This window comes from Bacillus marinisedimentorum (assembly GCF_001644195.2).
GTDB lineage: Bacteria > Bacillota > Bacilli > Bacillales > Bacillaceae_O > Bacillus_BL > Bacillus_BL marinisedimentorum.
In genome coordinates, this window is record NZ_LWBL02000073.1 from 15,469 (window position 1) to 32,524 (window position 17,056).

At 47.1% G+C, this 17,056-nt stretch carries 15 protein-coding genes; 9 read left to right on the forward strand and 6 right to left on the reverse strand.

Translation table 11 applies throughout. The features are described 5' to 3' along the window. Window positions 1-873 precede the first annotated feature (873 nt). Entirely contained in the window at window positions 874-1,560 is a 687-nt protein-coding gene (locus A4U59_RS22660; protein ID WP_425388930.1) for a methyl-accepting chemotaxis protein, read from the forward strand. A gap of 319 nt (window positions 1,561-1,879) precedes the next feature. Next, window positions 1,880-2,755 carry a GNAT family N-acetyltransferase gene (locus A4U59_RS19895; RefSeq protein WP_070121803.1) on the forward strand — a complete coding sequence of 292 codons (876 nt, stop codon included), beginning with the start codon at window positions 1,880-1,882 and terminating at the stop codon, window positions 2,753-2,755. Between the two features lie 65 nt (window positions 2,756-2,820). On the opposite strand, the gene A4U59_RS19900 is transcribed toward A4U59_RS19895, so the two are convergent. The 3 genes from A4U59_RS19900 to A4U59_RS19910 all read right to left on the reverse strand — a co-directional run bounded on the left by A4U59_RS19900 (window position 2,821) and on the right by A4U59_RS19910 (window position 6,992). Continuing rightward, window positions 2,821-5,850, reverse strand: coding sequence for an efflux RND transporter permease subunit (locus A4U59_RS19900; protein ID WP_070121804.1), 3,030 nt, complete (start codon window positions 5,848-5,850; stop codon window positions 2,821-2,823). 247 nt (window positions 5,851-6,097) lie between these two features. Then, window positions 6,098-6,496 carry a cytochrome-c oxidase gene (locus A4U59_RS19905; RefSeq protein ID WP_070121805.1) on the reverse strand — a complete coding sequence of 133 codons (399 nt, stop codon included), beginning with the start codon at window positions 6,494-6,496 and terminating at the stop codon, window positions 6,098-6,100. A gap of 181 nt (window positions 6,497-6,677) precedes the next feature. Continuing rightward, complete coding sequence (locus A4U59_RS19910; RefSeq protein ID WP_070121806.1) at window positions 6,678-6,992, reverse strand: hypothetical protein; 315 nt, start codon at window positions 6,990-6,992, stop codon at window positions 6,678-6,680. A 151-nt stretch (window positions 6,993-7,143) separates the two neighbouring features. On the opposite strand from A4U59_RS19910, the gene A4U59_RS19915 reads away from it, so the two are divergent. Beyond that, complete coding sequence (locus A4U59_RS19915; protein ID WP_070121815.1) at window positions 7,144-7,662, forward strand: GNAT family N-acetyltransferase; 519 nt, start codon at window positions 7,144-7,146, stop codon at window positions 7,660-7,662. 82 nt (window positions 7,663-7,744) lie between these two features. On the opposite strand, the gene A4U59_RS19920 is transcribed toward A4U59_RS19915, so the two are convergent. After that, window positions 7,745-9,331 carry an L-lactate permease gene (locus A4U59_RS19920; protein ID WP_070121807.1) on the reverse strand — a complete coding sequence of 529 codons (1,587 nt, stop codon included), beginning with the start codon at window positions 9,329-9,331 and terminating at the stop codon, window positions 7,745-7,747. A gap of 353 nt (window positions 9,332-9,684) precedes the next feature. Here A4U59_RS19920 and A4U59_RS19925 point away from each other — a divergent pair, with 353 nt between their 5' ends. The 3 genes from A4U59_RS19925 (at window position 9,685) to A4U59_RS19935 (ending at window position 13,651) form a co-directional block, all read left to right on the forward strand. Further along, on the forward strand, window positions 9,685-10,794 hold the full coding sequence (locus A4U59_RS19925) for a CdaR family transcriptional regulator (protein ID WP_070121808.1): 1,110 nt from the start codon (window positions 9,685-9,687) through the stop codon (window positions 10,792-10,794). Window positions 10,795-10,898: 104 nt separating this feature from the next. Beyond that, a complete protein-coding gene (glcD, locus tag A4U59_RS19930; protein WP_070121809.1) occupies window positions 10,899-12,311 on the forward strand; it encodes a glycolate oxidase subunit GlcD in 1,413 nt (470 codons plus the stop codon). Then, window positions 12,308-13,651 carry a (Fe-S)-binding protein gene (locus tag A4U59_RS19935; protein ID WP_425388929.1) on the forward strand — a complete coding sequence of 448 codons (1,344 nt, stop codon included), beginning with the start codon at window positions 12,308-12,310 and terminating at the stop codon, window positions 13,649-13,651. Before glcD ends, A4U59_RS19935 begins: the two co-directional genes overlap by 4 nt. Window positions 13,652-13,766: 115 nt before the next feature. Here the strand turns inward: A4U59_RS19935 and A4U59_RS19940 are convergent, their stop codons facing one another. Then, window positions 13,767-14,510, reverse strand: coding sequence for an alpha/beta hydrolase (locus A4U59_RS19940; RefSeq protein WP_070121810.1), 744 nt, complete (start codon window positions 14,508-14,510; stop codon window positions 13,767-13,769). A 246-nt stretch (window positions 14,511-14,756) separates the two neighbouring features. Here A4U59_RS19940 and A4U59_RS19945 point away from each other — a divergent pair, with 246 nt between their 5' ends. Both A4U59_RS19945 and A4U59_RS21515 read left to right on the forward strand, forming a co-directional pair. Further along, window positions 14,757-15,560 carry an NRDE family protein gene (locus A4U59_RS19945; RefSeq protein WP_342670213.1) on the forward strand — a complete coding sequence of 268 codons (804 nt, stop codon included), beginning with the start codon at window positions 14,757-14,759 and terminating at the stop codon, window positions 15,558-15,560. Window positions 15,561-15,640: 80 nt separating this feature from the next. Beyond that, complete coding sequence (locus A4U59_RS21515) at window positions 15,641-15,793, forward strand: hypothetical protein (protein WP_157888233.1); 153 nt, start codon at window positions 15,641-15,643, stop codon at window positions 15,791-15,793. 50 nt (window positions 15,794-15,843) lie between these two features. Here A4U59_RS21515 and A4U59_RS21520 read toward each other — a convergent pair whose 3' ends face one another. Next, window positions 15,844-15,984 carry a hypothetical protein gene (locus tag A4U59_RS21520; RefSeq protein WP_157888234.1) on the reverse strand — a complete coding sequence of 47 codons (141 nt, stop codon included), beginning with the start codon at window positions 15,982-15,984 and terminating at the stop codon, window positions 15,844-15,846. Between the two features lie 173 nt (window positions 15,985-16,157). Here A4U59_RS21520 and A4U59_RS19950 point away from each other — a divergent pair, with 173 nt between their 5' ends. After that, window positions 16,158-17,045 (forward strand): helix-turn-helix domain-containing protein, encoded by an 888-nt coding sequence (locus A4U59_RS19950; protein WP_070121812.1) that lies wholly within the window; start codon window positions 16,158-16,160, stop codon window positions 17,043-17,045. Window positions 17,046-17,056: the final 11 nt, after the last annotated feature.

Below are 17,056 nucleotides of genomic sequence, written 5' to 3' on the forward strand. Positions count from 1 at the left end.
ACATTGAATGAAATCAGTTCATCATTCAAACAGAAGTATATGCTGATCAGCGATTACATAACTGAACCGCTGGATCGTACAGGTGAATTATATGCCAGCGAATCAAAGGAACTGCAGGAAAATCTTAATCAATTGCTCAAGAATGCAAAGGGCGAAGAAAAGGAGATATTGGAGACTGTCGGTGAGGGGAACAGTGAACTTGACACCCTTTTTAATGATGAAATTCAGCCGACGGTAAAAGATATCGCATCAGGGGGAAAAGCAGTAGATGCCTATTTGCAGCGGCAATTAGTGAAAAAGGCAGCAACAATTAGGGATTATAACGAGACGAAATTGGAAAAGCTGCTGGCATCTGTCAATGAAGGACGAAAAGAGACAATGGAGGCTTCCGAAGCAAAGGCCGAAGATGCACTTCTCTGGCTTTTTGCCGCCTTTGCCGCGACAATAGCGGTTTCGGTTTTATTAATGTACATTGTCGGGAGGCAAATCCGCCGGCGTCTTATGGCAGCAACCGGTGTTTGTAATGAACTGGCATCAGGAAACTTGAATGTGCAGAAGCTTAACGACAACTCCTCTGATGAAGCCGGTCAGATTGCACGTGCGATGGATGAGCTTGGTGACCAGCTTCGAGGGATGCTTCAGCAGGTGGCGGCTGCTGCAGGAGATGTGCAGGGCAGATCACTTTCCATGAGTGAGAATGTCGCCCAGACAAGTTCGGGAACACAACAGATAACCGCTGCGATTCAGGAGGTTGCCGGGGGAGCGGATCATTCGGTGCAGCTTTCTGAAATGATGAATGAGAGGGTAGGGTCCATTTTTTCGGAACTCTCATCGATGAAGGCAGCGATTGAAGCAACTTCAACGGGAGCCCAGATGAGTGCCAGCGAGGCGAATGAAGGCAAGCAATACCTTGGTAAAGTGACCAGGCAGATGAAAGTCATCGATGGAAAAGTGGAAGGTCTTTCTGTTGTGCTGGATTCATTGAATGATAAGACGAAAGAAATCCATACGATTTTGTCGGTTATTTCGGAAATTGCAGATCAAACGAACCTGCTGGCGCTAAATGCAGCAATCGAAGCAGCCCGGGCCGGTGAACACGGCCGCGGATTCGCGGTAGTAGCAGATGAAGTCCGGAAACTGGCAGAACAAACCTCAAAGGCAGTCAATACAATTAACGGTATTCTCGGAACGCTGAGACAAGAATCCGATGAAGCGGTCACTGTCATGAAAGAAAACCGTCGGGCTGTCGAGGAAGGCGACGAACTTGTCAGCCAGGCCGATGTCAAGTTTTCCGACATTCATACAAGCATCGGCAGTGTTAATGAAAAGGCTGCAGGTGTTCTCGATACGATCAATCAAATCCACAAGATGGTCGAATCCATCACTGAGCAAAGCCGGCAAATGGCTGACATTTCGAAACAGTATGCTTTGCATGTCGAGCAAATTGCAGCTTCGACCGAACAGCAGAGTGCCTCGATGAGTTCCGTGGAAGGAGCCGCTTCTGAATTGAAGCTTGTTGCCAGTCAGCTGAATGAAACAGCTGGTAAATTTAAGGTTTAGGCTATGGCAAAGGTTTTTGCTTTTATCACAAGTTGATTGCCTGTCAACGGAAGACTGGTCTAATGTGAATCCGGCCAATCATGAAATTCACCTGAAATAAGGCATCGGACAACTTCAGGATGGTCAAATTTTAAAGTGAAAGAATGAAGCCCTGTCGTACTGCAGACAGGGCTTTATTTCTTCGGGCTGTTTTTATTCGTGCAGAGGATTTTCCCGGGTGTTTCTAGAAATTAACGTGAGGGTTTTCCAGGGGAAGTTGGTATGAAACGGAAATCGGGAAGAAGAATGATAGAGTGCAGCAGGAAAAGGAGGATGTGACATGATTCAGGTTCTAGATGAAGCCCATCTGGAGGAAACGGTCCGTTTTCTGGCAGCATATAATGCAAAAGATGAGCATTATGTTGCTTGGCTCGAACAAACGAAAGTGCTCCTGGGACAACAGCTGGAAGATGCTTTGCGAGATAATGTCCCTATTCTTATATGCAAAGAGGCCGGAAAGATTTGCGGTTTTTTGGGTATATCCATATCCCGTGAACAGGGCATTGCCCGCCTGCTTGGTCCGGTTGTGAAGCCTGATTATTGGAACAATACTGTGCCGCTCTTGTGGAACGAGCTGGTGAAGCTTTTACCGGAAAGTGCAAAAGAGGTCCGTATCGCGTTTTACGGCGATAACACACAATGCAAAAAGTTTGCGGCTGACTACGGATTTGAGTTATATAATGCTGAAATGCAAATGATGTATCCCAAAACGAAAGAGCATGCTTTTTCAGAACCTGAGGCCGATATTATTCTCATTGATTTCCGCAATGAGGACCTGGAAGCGCTGAAAAAATTTCATCCGGAAGGCGCCTATTTTACAGTGAACGAAATGCTGTTGCGTTTAAATGAGAATAACCGGCTTGTCATGGCCTTTTCAGAAGGGAAGGCGGCGGGTTATGTATACTATGAGATGCTGCCTGAAGAAAAAGCGTGCGAGGTCTGTTTTGTCAATGTCGAAAGCAGCATGAGAGGCAAAGGAATCGGCACCAGGCTAATAGAGGGAGTCATCGAGGATTCATTCCTGCAGCCGGGAATCGATAGAGTCGACATTTCTGTCCGGCTGAAAAACCGAAAAGCCGCATCCCTCTACAGGCGGATGGGGTTTGAGGAAGAGAAGACAGTTTTTGCTTATCGGAAGGTACTGTCATTTCCATAATTAGCTGTATTATATAAAAAGCTGAACCGCAGCCGGCAGGGGCGGCGGATCAGCTTTTTTGTCCATTAGGCCCGGTTCTGTTCTTTTCTGGACTGTCGAATGAAAAACAGTTCATAGACCACTGGTGTGAAAATGAGTGTCAACAGGGTTGAAGAGGTAAGACCTCCGATTACGGTGATTGCAAGGCCTTTTGAAATCAAGGTTCCCGAAGATGTCGTAAAAGCGAGCGGCATTAAGGCGGCTACCGTAGCAAAGGCTGTCATCAAAATTGGACGCAGTCTTGTTTTGCCGGCTTCGATAAGCGCATCCCGGATGGTCATTCCCTTTTCATCGAGGTTCTGGCCAATCCGGTCGACAAGCACAATAGCATTTGTCGTTACAATGCCAATCAGCATCAACAGGCCGATCATCACACTGACAGACATCGGTTCACCGGCGATAAACAGGCCGACAAGTGAACCGATTGGCACAAAGAGGAGGGATGCAAGGATGACAAAAGGTATCCTCGCTTTTCCGAATGTAATCAGCATTGTGATATATACGAGGCCGATTGCGACGAGCATCGCAATGCCGAGCTGCTGAAATGTCTCCACCGTCTCATCGCTTCCCCCTCCGCCTTCAAATGACACGCCAGGCGGCAGCTCAATGTTTTCCTTCACACCGTTAATCACTTCACTTGATACCTGCTGGATATCATTCCCGCGTATCTGGGCTGAAACACGGGCGAATATTTTTCCGTCCAGCTTTTGAATGGATGTGTAGGTATCGATTTCTTGTACTTGAGCTGCTTCGGTGAGCGGGACTGGTCCTCTTGGGGTGAATAATACTGTGTCCTTCAACATCTGGATTGAATCGATTTTACTGTCATAGGAGAGCTGGACTTTCTGTTCCGTTCCATTGAGCTTGAGATCGCCAATGGTAACAGGTTTGGTCTGGTCCGAAATGGTGCCGAGGACCTGGTAACCGGAAAGTTCCAGTTTGCTGGCTTGTTCAGGATCAACTTCTACGATAATCTGCTTTTGCTTTTCGCTGAAATTATTGCTCACATACTTTAACTGTTCATGTTGTTTCAAATAAGCTTCCACTTTTTTGGCTGTTTCCTGCAAGGCTGGGAGGTCATTTGAAAAAAGGTCGATGTTCACATTGTTATTCGACGGGGGCCCGCCTGTCTGCAGTTCCTGGACACCTACTTGCGCCTCTGGATCAGCTGCTTCTGCAGTCTCTTTCATTTTGTTTTCCAGCTGTTTGATAAACGGCCCGATTTGTACATTATCTTCCAGGTTTATGAAATAGTTGGCCTGGTTTTCACGCTTCAACCCGGTCTGGAAGTCGCGTGTGCCCACACCAGCAGTGACTTCGTTTATCTCTTCCATATTTGTGAACATGTTTTCAAGTTCAAGTGATACTTCATTTGTACGTTCGAGAGAGGTGGCTGAAGGAAGCTTCACGCCTGCAACAAGCGTTTTTTGTTCTTCATTGGGAAGAAAGGTGAATCCAAGCGACGGCACCAGTGCACCGGCACCGCCCAGGAGCAGGATGGAAAGACCGATCACAATCCCTTTATGATTGAGGGCCCAGCGGATGCTCGACCCATAGAAACGCTGGAGTATGCCTTCCTTTTCTTCTTTCGGTACTTTTTTAAATGAAAATTTCGCCAGGATCGGAACGATACTAATAGCGACAAGCAGGGAAGCCAGAAGCGCAAAAACAATCGTCAAGGCGAAAGGAAGGAAAAATTCGCCAGTGATGCCGCCGACGAATCCAAGCGGCAGAAACACGACTACAGTTGTCAGAGTAGATGACGTGATCGCCTTCAGGATTTCTTTGGTGGATTCCTGAATCAAATCGTTTGTCATGCCCAGGGGAGATTTACGCACCCGCCTGAAGATATTTTCGATGACGACGATGCTATCGTCAACGACCCGTCCGACAGCGACAGCCATCCCGCCGAGTGTCATGATATTCAGCGATATATCCATCCAATATAAGAACATGGAAGCGACCAGGAGCGAGAGCGGAATGGAAATGATTGCAATGACTGTTGCCCTGATGTTGCGGAGAAACAGCAGTACCGCTATGGATGCAAACAGGGCGCCGAGCAGGCCTTCTTTTATGAGCGTTTCGACCGATTTTTCAATACTTTCAGCAGAATCGAAACCAACGGCAAAATCCACCTTATCCTTATAAGCATCAAGGATTTGCATGACTTGGCCGGCGACTGCGACGGTGTTGGCATCCTGTTTTTTCGTGATCGCCATCGAAAGTGATTCCTCTAAGTTAAATCGTGTCAGCTCGGGTTTGTCGGTCACCTTCTCAATTACTGCTATTTCTCCAAGACGGACAGATGGAGCTTCAGGGTTGAATTCAGATTTCAGCCGCAACTTTTTAAGATTTTCAATCGATTCGATGCTTTCTTCCACCCGGACTGGAATTTGCAGAGTTTCCGTACTGATGCTCCCAGCCGGGAAGGAGAGATATTTGCTGTTGATTTGCTCTTTGATCCTGGATAATGTCAGTCCGTATTGGAGCGCTTGCTCTTTATCTACGGTAACCTGTACAGCTTCCTCGGCGTATCCTCCCACTGACACACTATTGACGCCTGGAATTTTATTCAGTTCAGGGACAATCTCATTTTTGACCACTTCCTGGAGGCCGGTGTTCCCTTTGGCAAACAGTGAAATGTTGTAAATCGGAACAGTACCGAATGAAAAGCGATTGACTTCTGCAGAAGCATTATCAGGCAACCCGATTTCGTTTATGTAACGGTTCACCTGATTTTCAGCATCATCCATATCGGCGTTGAAAGGAAACTCGAGATTGATGATTGAGATGCTCTCAAAGGAAGTGCTCTGTACCTTTTTGATGCCGTCAATTCCTTCAAACTTTTCTTCAAGTTCAGAGGTGACCTGTTCATTGATATCCGCCGGGGACGCTCCCGGATAAATCACTTCCACCGATAACTGCGGAAACTCGATATTCGGCAGCAGATCAACTTTCAGACGGGAAAAAGAATAAATCCCGCCAACAACAAGAAGAAATGAAATTATAAAAACGGCAGCAGCATTCTTCAAACTGAACCTCGTAATAAAAGTCATCCAATCGATTCCTCATTTCATATTTGTATATATTTTGTATTTGTATATATTTTGTATAATTAAAATATAACTGTATGTTTATGGTAGCGTCAATTAAAATATATGCACTTTAACAAAATTTACGAGCGGCAAAAATTTTTAGAAGGAAAAGTTGCCAGGCAATTGCCTGGCAATTAGAAAAAAGAAAGCCGCCGATAAACGGCTGCTTTCAAAGTTGTGTAGGGAACATATGCCTCAGCTTCAGAAACTAGACAGACAGATTATTGAATTTGCCGGCATCGTTATTCTCCTGTTTTACATTCAAAAAAACGTTGATGACGAACAATAAGATTCCAAGAGATGTAACATTGGCGCCAAGTGCGATCAGCGGCTCTGCAGCCATTACCCCGCTTTCGATTGCGATGAGGGCACTCATGAATACCGGCAGGCCAAGATTGTGGAGCCAAAAATGCAGTTTCCCAAGCCTGCTTTCACCCGCGTCGGGGAAAAGATGGTAAATGACACCGGCAAGCGCCAGAGATGTCCAGCCCAACAGGTTAATATGGGTGTGCGATGGTGCATACTCGAACTTGTGGATTATCGACATAAACATCCCCATACCGACCAGGAAATACAAAACAGCCAACTTCATGAAACGAATCCCCACACAAATCCCCCTTCATCAACTAATAGAAATAAAAAAATAATTATAAGTATAGTACTTAGGGGCAAACAAAAATATACCAGAAGAACTATGTTCCTTTTAGTCAACCGTACAAAAAATAAGTGTTATAGATATTTGTAAGCAGGAAAAAATGCAAGGCAATTGCCTTGCATTCGCTGGCAGGTCAGGCCAGCAGGCCGCCGATTGCGTCGTCGGTTTCGTTTTTCAATGCTTGTTCTACGTGTGCTGCCAGGGTGTCGGCCAGTTTTTTTGAGTACAGGCCGCCGATTGCGTTGTATTCCATTGTTTCGGGGTTGAAGACAAGAAGTTCGACTGCCTGCCAGGGTTTGGTGCTGTCTGCCAGCAGAGTGATTTTCCATGATCTGCTTAGCGGAGGTTCGTCTGTTTTTTGGAAAACAGCCTCAACAAACATGCGGCCTTGATGGAAACGGATATCCGTAATCGCTGCCTGTTCAATTTTTAAATGCGGATCAATCAAACGGGAAGCCCCCTCTCGTGTGTTAACAATCATTGTTGACATGGGGGAGGCAGCTTATACAAAAAAGCTTGACCGGCAGGTGAAGCCGCACTAAAGTGAAAGATGGGCCCAAATAATGGAAATGAAACAGAAGACAGGGGAGGCTGGGGCCGTGAAGGCGGTTATTAAGACAGAAAGATTGTTATGGGTGTCTTTCACAGTGGATTTAATTAAAGCGGCAATGGCAGGTCGGAATGAGCTTGCGGCAAAGCTAGGCTATCATGTTGCGGAAGACTGGCCGCAACGGGATTTTGAAGATATTTTTCCGTTTCTTCTCCGGCAGAGGGAAGAGAATCCTGAATCTTCCGGCTGGAGCGGGCTTGTCATTCACCAGACCGCCGGAACTCTGATCGGAGATGCTGGATTTAAGGGGGTACCTGACCGGGGGGAAGTTGAAATCGGCTACAGCATAGTTCCTGCTTACCAGGGGAATGGATATGCAACAGAAATCACGAAGGCCCTCACCGAATTGGGACTGAATCAGCCGGGCGTCGAGCGGATCACTGCTGATTGCTTAAAAGACAACACGGCCTCAATCAGGGTTCTCGAAAAATCAGGATTCTACAGGGCGAAAGAAGCAGAGGACCTTATATACTGGAAAATGGAGGCTGGCAGCAATTCAGCCCGATAACAAAAAGCATTCCCGCGTCATACGGGAATGCTTCTTCTGGTTTTTCGACAAATTTGAAACCACAGTTTTATTCGTCTTGCGATCAGAATATGAGCGTCAGAATGAAACCGGATATACCTGCTAAGATGCCGTACAAAATTGCAGGTCCGAGTGTCTTCCTTATGATATCACCTTCGCGGCCGCTCAATCCTACAACCGCAGATGCAGCAACGACATTGTGCACACAGATCATGTTGCCTGCCGCCCCGCCGATTACTTGCTGAGCCAGGATGATATTAGGGTCAAGTCCTGTTTGCATGGCAACGCTGTACTGGATCGGAGAGAAGGTCAACGTCGAAACCGTTGCGCTTCCAGTGATGAAAGCGCCGAGTTCGCCAAGGAACGGAGCGACAAAGAACCACATTGACCCGAACGTCGCTGCCAGCGATTGAGCGATATACTGCGGCATGCTGATCAAATCATTTGCATTCATGCCGGAATTCGTGAAAACCTGTACGAGCGCAAGTGTCGATAGAAGTGACAGCGCAGCAGCTTCGATGGACTTGAGGGACTCCTTTGAAGCTTTCGTGAAATTATTAAATGATTTCCGCTGAACAATTACAGCCACTACGGCAGCAAGCACAAGAACAGTTCCAGGCGAATACAGCACCTGCCAGGCTGATGTGATGCCTTCGATGCCCAGAATGTTTGTCCAGCTTAAATCAACGTATGTCACTGTGAATTCTTTAACAGCAGGTACGATTCTGGTCAGCAAGAGCAATCCGACAACAACAAGATATGGACTCCATGCAGAAAGCAGGCTCATGTTGCCTGTCTCCGGTTTTACGGTATGACCTTCCGCCTCTGCGTCACGCCAGGTATCTTTTGGCAGCAGGAAGCCTTTTTTCGCTGTGAATGTCGCCACTGCCATTGCTGTGAGCGATCCTAGGATTGAAATGAACTCAGGACCGAACAGCGCCGCATACACGGCAGCAGGAACAGTGTAGCTGAGTCCTACGAGCAATGCCCATGGCAGCATGGCGAATGCACCGGAAAAGTCTTTTTTCTTGCCGAAAAACACAGTCAATACAAAAATGATCATGAATGGAACGAGTGTACCCGGCAAGAGGTCAATCAGCGTAACACGTTCGCTGATTTCCTTGAACATTGCAAGATCGGCGCCCTCAATGTTGCTTAATCCAACCAGGACAGGTGTACCTACTGCGCCAAACGATACAGCGGTACTGTCAGCGATCAAAGCGACTGTAGCAGCGGCGAGCGGAGTAAATCCGAGCGCGACCATGAGCGGGCCTGTTACTGCGGCAGGCGTACCGAATCCGGCAGCCCCTTCAATAAGAGAACCGAACAGGAATGCGACAATGACGGTCTGAACCCTCATGTCAGGTGAAATATTACTGAAGCCCCGGTTTATCCGGTCGACTGCACCGGTATGGCGGAGTGTGTTCAATAGGACGATTGCACCGAATAAAATGAGCAGGATTGTGACGGCCTTATGAAACCCTTGCAGGATTGAGGCCAATACAACTTTGGAATCGACACCCCAAACGGTAAGCGCTAACAAAATAACGATAATGGCACTAAAGAGCATTCCTCGTTTCGCTGGCATCCGCAGCAGCACCAAAAAGATGAAAGGTGCAATAATGGCACTTAAAGAAACTAACAACAACATGAAGATTTCCCCCTTTTACTTTTCCCATCAAACCGACTGCAACCATTCAGGCCTTACGGCAGCATAACTGGACAGGTGCGCTTGACTATGTAATAATGCATTTCGCCTGCTCCCATTCAATTGGGCTGTTTCTTATCAGATATGCTAAACACTTAAACATCTGATGACCTGAGTTTTTCATGTTTTACCTTAACCCGAAAATTGTTCCTTAATCAAGCGGAATTTTGAAATCGGTTTCAAAAATACGGCAAAAGTTTCACTATTTCGACACAAAGGGCGATCGGTAGAAAAGTGGCAGGATGGAAAGAAACCCTGTATTCTAAAAACAAACCGCTACCGAAGGGGGGACCCCAATGCTAATGCCTGAAATGGCCGGTAAAATCGTATATGAAGTACGAAAACTTATCGATGAACAAGTCCTGATAACTGATGTACACGGCATCATAATGGCCAGTACGGATAAGAGCCGGATCGGCAATTTTCATGAAGGGGCTAAAATTGCCAGCGAAAAAGAGGAAGTTCTTATTATCAGCAAGTCCGATGAATCACGGCTGAAAGGTGTGAAGGCAGGCATGAATCTTCCGGTGTTTTTTAACGGCAGCGTCATCGGGGTCATCGGGATTACCGGTGAGCCGGGAAAAGTGACGCCGTATGGGGAACTTGTCCGGAAGATGACTGAACTATTGCTCCAGGAAAATTATTATTATGAACAAATCGACTGGCGGGCACGGACACTAGAGGCGTATGTTTTTGACTGGATCCAGCAGCGTGACGCTTCTTCATCTTTTTACAACCGCGGTGAATTTCTTGGAATCGACCTGGAAAAAGATCGGGCCTGCGTACTCATCAAAATTCCACAGGATGAACAGTTAATGGACCGAAATTTCTGGAGCTTTGTGACCAGGTGGCTTGAGCAGGCACCTGATGATGTGCTTGTGAGGTGGGGGACTGATCGGTTTGTCTTTTTAAAAGAGGCCGACCCGTCGAGTCCGTTTAGGAAAAATGCACTCCGTGATTCCCTTGTCAAACTGCAGCGCTTGATCTATGAACGTTTCGGCGTTTTGATAACAGCGGGCGTGGGGTCTGTTTCCAGGTCGTCAGAAATGCGGAAATCTTTTACGCAGGCAGAGCGGGCTCTTGCAGTTGCAGAAGAAAAGGGGACAATCATCTTTGAAGAAGAGCTTCAGCTGGAAATCGTGCTTCAGGACATTACTTCAGACAGCCGGGAAGTATTCCTCAAACGCACAATCAAACCGCTCCTGTGTGAATTGGAGCTGCTGGATACATTGAAAGCTTTTTTTGAACAGGACCAGTCGCTGAAAAAAACAGCCTCTGCACAGCATATCCATATCAACACACTACATTACAGGCTGAAGCGCATCGAAGAGGTGACAGGACTGAATCCAAGGAGGTCCAAAGATTTTGTCACACTTTATATAGCTATGCTTCTATTGGATGAATAAACAAGGATTACCTGCTGAAAACGATTTCTTTTCGTATAATCATACATAGATACCCCCCTTTGTCTTCTTTTATCATGGAAGTAGACCAAAGGGGGTATTTTTTTATGATTTCCAGCCAGGCCAAAGATGCGTTCATTTCGATTGTCGGAAAAGAGAATTATAACGACTCAAATGTGAGCCGCCTTGTATATTCGTATGATTCAACTCCTCAGTATCAGGCCATGCCTGATGCCGTCATTTCTCCGCGTTCGACAGAAGAAGTATCAAGTGTAGTTAAGGTGTGCAATGAATACGGCATCCCTGTCGTACCGCGCGGTTCAGGAACCAACTTGAGTGCTGGAACCACTCCGACCGAAGGAGGAGTCGTCCTTCTCTTTAAACATATGAACAAAATCCTGGAGATTGATGAAGAAAACTTGACTGTGACGGTGCAGCCCGGCGCTGTGACGCTTGACATCATCAATGCTGTCGAGCCGAAAGGGTTATTTTACCCTCCGGATCCAGGCTCGATGAAAATTTCGACGATCGGCGGCAATATCAGTGAGAACTCGGGCGGACTGCGCGGATTGAAGTACGGTGTTACGCGCGATTATGTGATCGGCCTGGAAATTGTCATGCCGAACGGGGACATCATCCGTACCGGCGGAAAACTGGCCAAAGATGTCGCCGGGTACGATTTGACAAGGTTGTTCGTCGGTTCTGAGGGAACGCTCGGCGTCGTGACAGAAGCGATATTGAAGCTGATCCCGATGCCGGAGACGAAAAAAACGGTGCTTGCCCTTTATCAGGATATCGATGCGGCAGCACGCACGGTTTCCAAAATCATATCTTCTAAAATCATTCCGGCCACACTCGAATTCCTCGACCAGCCGACACTGGAAGTTGTTGAAGATTATGTCCAGATCGGGCTTCCGACTGATGTTGAAGCAGTGCTGCTGATTGAGCAGGACGGCCCGCCGGAAGTGGTTGACAGGGACATAGAAAAAATTGCGGAGATCTGCAGGCTTGAACACGCTTCATCCGTCCAGCTGGCGAAGACACCGGAAGAGGCTGCGAGCCTGACGACAGCGAGGCGTTACGCACTGTCGGCGCTTGCGAGGCTGAAGCCGACCACAATCCTTGAAGATGCGACTGTTCCGCGGTCCGAGGTAGCCAATATGGTGAAGGCGATCAATGAAATCGCCCGGAAATACGATTTAAAAATTTGCACATTCGGCCATGCAGGAGACGGCAACTTGCATCCGACCTGTCCAACCGATGAACGGAACAAAGACGAAATCCACCGCGTAGAACAGGCATTCGCCGAGATTTTTGAAAAGGCGATCGAACTCGGCGGCACAATTACCGGTGAACACGGTGTCGGCATGATGAAGGCCCCTTATCTCGAATTGAAGCTTGGTGAAACAGGCATAGCCGCGATGAAATCGGTCAAACAGGCATTTGATCCGAATAACATAATGAATCCGGGCAAAATGTTTGCGAAAAATGAACGGAAACGGGTGGTGGTGACAAATTGAACAGCACAGAACAGCTTAAGATCCAGACAGGTTTCCAGGAAAAAATGAATGAAGATGAATTGCTCAATTGCATGCGCTGCGGATTTTGCCTGCCATCCTGCCCGACATATATCGAATCAGGCTATGATGAGGCCCATTCACCGCGCGGACGGATTGCCGTCATGCGTGCGCTCGTCGACGGAAAGATCGAGCCGGATGAAGACGTTGAGAAATCGCTTGATTTATGCCTCGGCTGCCGGGCCTGTGAAACGGTTTGCCCTTCCGGCGTCAATTACGGCCAGCTGCTGGAACAGGCCCGTGACATCATCAATCAGAATAAAACGTTTTCTGTACCGGTTAAAACGCTGCGGAACGTCGTATTCAATCAGCTTTTCCCATATCAGAACCGGATGCGGGCATTCAGCGGACTGCTGTCCTTTTACCAGCACTCCGGCGTCCAGAAGCTCGCGCAGAAAACCGGCATACTGAACATCCTGCCTGACAACCTGTCGACAATGGAAAAAGTGCTTCCGAAGGTCCCGTCATACCGGAAACTGAAAGACCGGCCTGAGCATCTGCCGGCTCTCGCACCGCAGAAGAAAAAGGTTGCGTTCTTCACCGGCTGCCTGATGGATACCATATTTATTGAAACGAACAACCGGACGATGAAGCTGCTCCAACTGGCAGGGAGCGAAGTCGTCATTCCGAATACGCAAAATTGCTGCGGCGCCCTTCACGGCCACAGCGGCGAAAAAGATAAGTCGAAGGAACTTGCGAAACGGAACATAGCCGCTTTTGAGCAGACGGATGCAGATTATATTGTCACGAATGCCGGAGGCTGCGGTGCGTTTCTGGTTGATTACGATCATTTGCTTGCGGGTGACCCTGAGTGGGCCGAACGGGCGGAACGTTTTGCTGGCAAAATCCGCGATATATCCAACGTTTTGATGGAACTTGGCTTCTTTGAAAAAGAACTGAAGATTGACCGGCAGATTGTGACATATCAGGATTCCTGCCACTTGAGGAATGTCCAGAAGACCTTCGCGGAACCGCGCGCTCTCATTCAAGCTATCAACGGTGCTGAATATGTGGAAATGGAAAAGGCCGACAGCTGCTGCGGTTCAGCCGGCATATATAATATTGTAAATGAAGAGATGTCTATGAAGATTCTTGACCGGAAAATGATAAACACGAAGGCGACGAAAGCGAAGACCGTCGTCACTGCCAATCCGGGCTGCCTGCTGCAAATGAAGCTGGGCATCGAAAGGGAAGGGCTCAAAGACGAAATGAGGGCCGTCCACATTGTCGATCTTTTAATAGAAGCGGTTGAAGGAAGCAACAGTGAAGCGACAGTTTCATAATTAGAATGGAAATAGCTTTTTTAAGACAGCTAACTTGCAAGCCGGGTATATTGATATATCCGGCTTGCCGTTTTGTGTTAAAGCGATTTGCCAGTCAGGCTGTGTTATAAAAATATCAAGAATATTTCTTAATGAAGGCAATGCAGCCTTCTGCAATGGCTGATTGATCGTTATCAAGCGTTGCCACGTGATAACTTTCCGGCAGGTCGATGATTTCCTTTTCTTTCGATTCGATTTCATTATAGATCATACTGGAATTAAGCGGAGGTACGACATGATCTTCAACAGAACGGTAAATCAAGGCAGGGCACTTAATGTCTTCAAGCCTGTCCCGTGTTTTTTCCATAAATGTCAACAGTTGCTGGACCGCTTTTAGTGGTGTTTTATCATATGCCAGTTCGGTGACGCCTTCCTTTTTAATGTCTGAACCGATTGCATCAAGGAATCTTGGTTCAGAGGCGCCTCTTAGCTGTTCCAGTTCAGGGATGTCGACAGCTGCGTTGATTGGAATGATCCCTTTCACTTCAGGATGGTCAGCGGTGAGATGAAGTGTCAGGGTGCCGCCCATTGACAGGCCTGTGATGAAAATCTGGCTGCACCGCTGTTTCAGCCACTGGTAACCTTCTTCGGCAGAGGCGAGCCAGTCCTGGGATGTAGTTTCTTCCATGTCTTCATAATGGGTGCCGTGCCCTTTCAGCCGGGGCCCGCAAACGGTGTAACCTGCATCACGGAGCTGTTCGCCAAGATAGCGCATGCTCTGGGTTGTGCCGGTAAACCCATGCAGGACAAGAACCCCTGTATCGCTTCCTTCAAAATAAAAAGGTTCGGCTCCGTCTAAAACTGGATATTTTTCTTCCATTAAAATAACCTCCTTATAGTATGATTACGATAACATATTCTTTATTTGCCACCTTTTTCCTCTTTGCAAAACGTTAAAGAGGGCAAAGAGATTGTAAATCTACTGAACCATTCCACTTTTGTGAATCCGTCAAACTTCCAGGCAAACGCCGAAAGAAGCTTTCGGCAAGGTCCATGGGGTGTGCCTATTGAAACGAAACAAATCGCTCATCAGAAAAAGCCGGGAGAGGTATAATGAAAATAGCAGATGTATAGAGGGGAGACGATTTCCGGCATGTGCCTGATCAATTTTGCTTATCAAAGAGAAGGAAAATATAAATTGGTGCTGGCCGCTAACCGTGATGAATTTTACGGACGGCCAACGGAATCCGCCAGTTTCTGGGAAGATCATCCTGAAATTCTTGCGGGGCGAGATCTTGAACAGATGGGTACCTGGATGGGGGTTACAAAAAGCGGCCGGTTCGCCGCACTTACGAATTATCGCAATCCTGCCGAAAAACAGGCAGGGAAAGCTTCACGCGGTAATATCGTGAAAGACTTTTTGGCCGGCAGTGATGCGCCCGGGGACTTTCTTGAAGCACTCCATAAGAAAAAGGATGATTATCAAGGATTTAACATTATCGTTGGAACGGTTAATGACCTTTTTTATTACTCGAACTATGATCCGGTCATCCGAAAACTCGACCCGGGGATCTACAGCCTCAGCAATGCCCTGCTGGATACCCCATGGCCGAAGACAGTCCGCGGGAAGGCGGGCATTTCAGCATGCACTGGAAACGATGCAGAAGATACGATGCATGAATGCTTATTTAAAGTGCTGGGGGATGAAGAGCGTGCAAACGATGCGGATTTGCCGGATACCGGTGTTCCGCTGGAGTGGGAGCGGTCGCTGTCCCCTGTTTTTATTAAAAGGCCGGAGTACGGGACAAGGGCGTCAACGATAATGACGGTTGACAGTAATAACGGGATTATGTTCATTGAACGGACATTTGAAGAAGGTGAATTCAAGCTTGAAAAACGCTTTTTCTTTACGGCAGGTCAGGAAGAGTGAGCTGTGAGGTTGGCTGAAGCATAACAGACCCTGGTGCTGCACATGCTATTTTTAACTTTCCAGGAAAGGAGCACAATAGCATGACAAAAAAGAAAAAGCGTCCAACAGGACAAAACGGCAGCATGAAAGGGAAACCTGGCAGTGACGGTCTCCATTCCGGTAAAAATGTGATTGCAAAAGAAGAATTGAATGAAGCCATGGCACCGGGCAGAGACCGGATGAGTGATGGGTAAGCCGCAGGATTTCCTGCGGTTTTCAATTTTGCCAGGGTCCGAAACAGTACTTAATGTTCAAACGGCAATGCATCACTTTGCGGAACGATTTCCCCTTCAGCTGTTTCTTGCTTGTGCCCATTCCCCAGCACGCCAAGTCCTGATAGGATAAAAAGACTAACAACCGTTGTCACAATAAGATATTTCCTCACACAATCCGCCTCCTTTGCTATAAAATGATGAATATAATGTACTACATGACGGAAAGATATGGATTTGCCGTTACGGTTGGTTTTTTAAAGCTTTTTGAGGGATTTGTCCTTAAATCAGCACGGTGAATCAGATAATATGAAAATATACATATAGAGGAAGAGGAGGGCCTGGAATGGAGTTTGAAATCGGCCAGTCGATAAAAACGCTGCGTGAGTATTTGGGCATTACCCAAAAAGAGCTGGCTGATGGCATTTGCGACCAGGGAATGATCAGCAGGATCGAAAAGGGGAATGTCATTCCATCAGCGTACTTGCTTTACCAAATTGCTGAGCGGTTCGGTGTGAATATTAATTACTTCATCGACTCTTCTGTAACGAAACGGCATGAGTATGTGCAGGAAGTATTTGAACAATTACGCCGGTTTGTCAGGGAAAAAGATTACGAGAGTGCTGCAGAGATGGTTCGCCATGAAAAGAAGAATCCGCTGTTTGCGACAAAAGACAGCCGTCAGTTCTTGCTATGGCATGAAGGAATCTGTGCTTATTATCAAGATGGCGATCTGGAGAGATCGATTTCGTCAATGGAAGAAGCGCTGGAGGAAACAGGAACGACTGGCAAGTCCTATTCGGAGCGCGAATTTTCAATATTGAACAGTATGGCTGCCATTTATGCCGAACATGGGGACAATGAAGAAGCGATAGAACTGTATAACAGGCTAGTTACTCAAATGAAGAGGCATTTATACTTCACTGACAATAAAGTGAAATTGAGAGTTTACTATAATTATGCAAAGCTGCTGACAAGGGAAAGGCAATACGAAAGAGCGCTGGAAATGTGTGATCTCGGGATTGAGACCTGCATCAGGCACCAGCTGCTGTACCTTTTTGGAAACTTGAACTACCAGAAAGGCGATGTTTTGGATCAGCTCGGCCGGCATGAAGAAGCCATTTCCTGGATGGGAAAAGCAGTCACAGCATTTGAGCTATTGCACAACGAAAAGTTTGCAGAGATTGTCAGGGGAGAGATCTTAAAAGTGGAGGAAAGAAAGCAGGAACAGTGATGGACGGGGAG

Coding starts and splice junctions, on each gene's coding strand:
- A4U59_RS19900 (WP_070121804.1), bottom strand. CDS start 5,850: ATGACTTTTATTACGAGGTTCAGTTTGAAGAATGCTGCTGCCGTTTTT.
- A4U59_RS19940 (WP_070121810.1), bottom strand. CDS start 14,510: ATGGAAGAAAAATATCCAGTTTTAGACGGAGCCGAACCTTTTTATTTT.
- A4U59_RS22660 (WP_425388930.1), top strand. CDS start 874: ATGAGTGCCAGCGAGGCGAATGAAGGCAAGCAATACCTTGGTAAAGTG.
- A4U59_RS19895 (WP_070121803.1), top strand. CDS start 1,880: ATGATTCAGGTTCTAGATGAAGCCCATCTGGAGGAAACGGTCCGTTTT.
- A4U59_RS19945 (WP_342670213.1), top strand. CDS start 14,757: ATGTATAGAGGGGAGACGATTTCCGGCATGTGCCTGATCAATTTTGCT.
- glcD (WP_070121809.1), top strand. CDS start 10,899: ATGATTTCCAGCCAGGCCAAAGATGCGTTCATTTCGATTGTCGGAAAA.
- A4U59_RS19950 (WP_070121812.1), top strand. CDS start 16,158: ATGGAGTTTGAAATCGGCCAGTCGATAAAAACGCTGCGTGAGTATTTG.
- A4U59_RS19925 (WP_070121808.1), top strand. CDS start 9,685: ATGCTAATGCCTGAAATGGCCGGTAAAATCGTATATGAAGTACGAAAA.
- A4U59_RS21515 (WP_157888233.1), top strand. CDS start 15,641: ATGACAAAAAAGAAAAAGCGTCCAACAGGACAAAACGGCAGCATGAAA.
- A4U59_RS19920 (WP_070121807.1), bottom strand. CDS start 9,331: ATGTTGTTGTTAGTTTCTTTAAGTGCCATTATTGCACCTTTCATCTTT.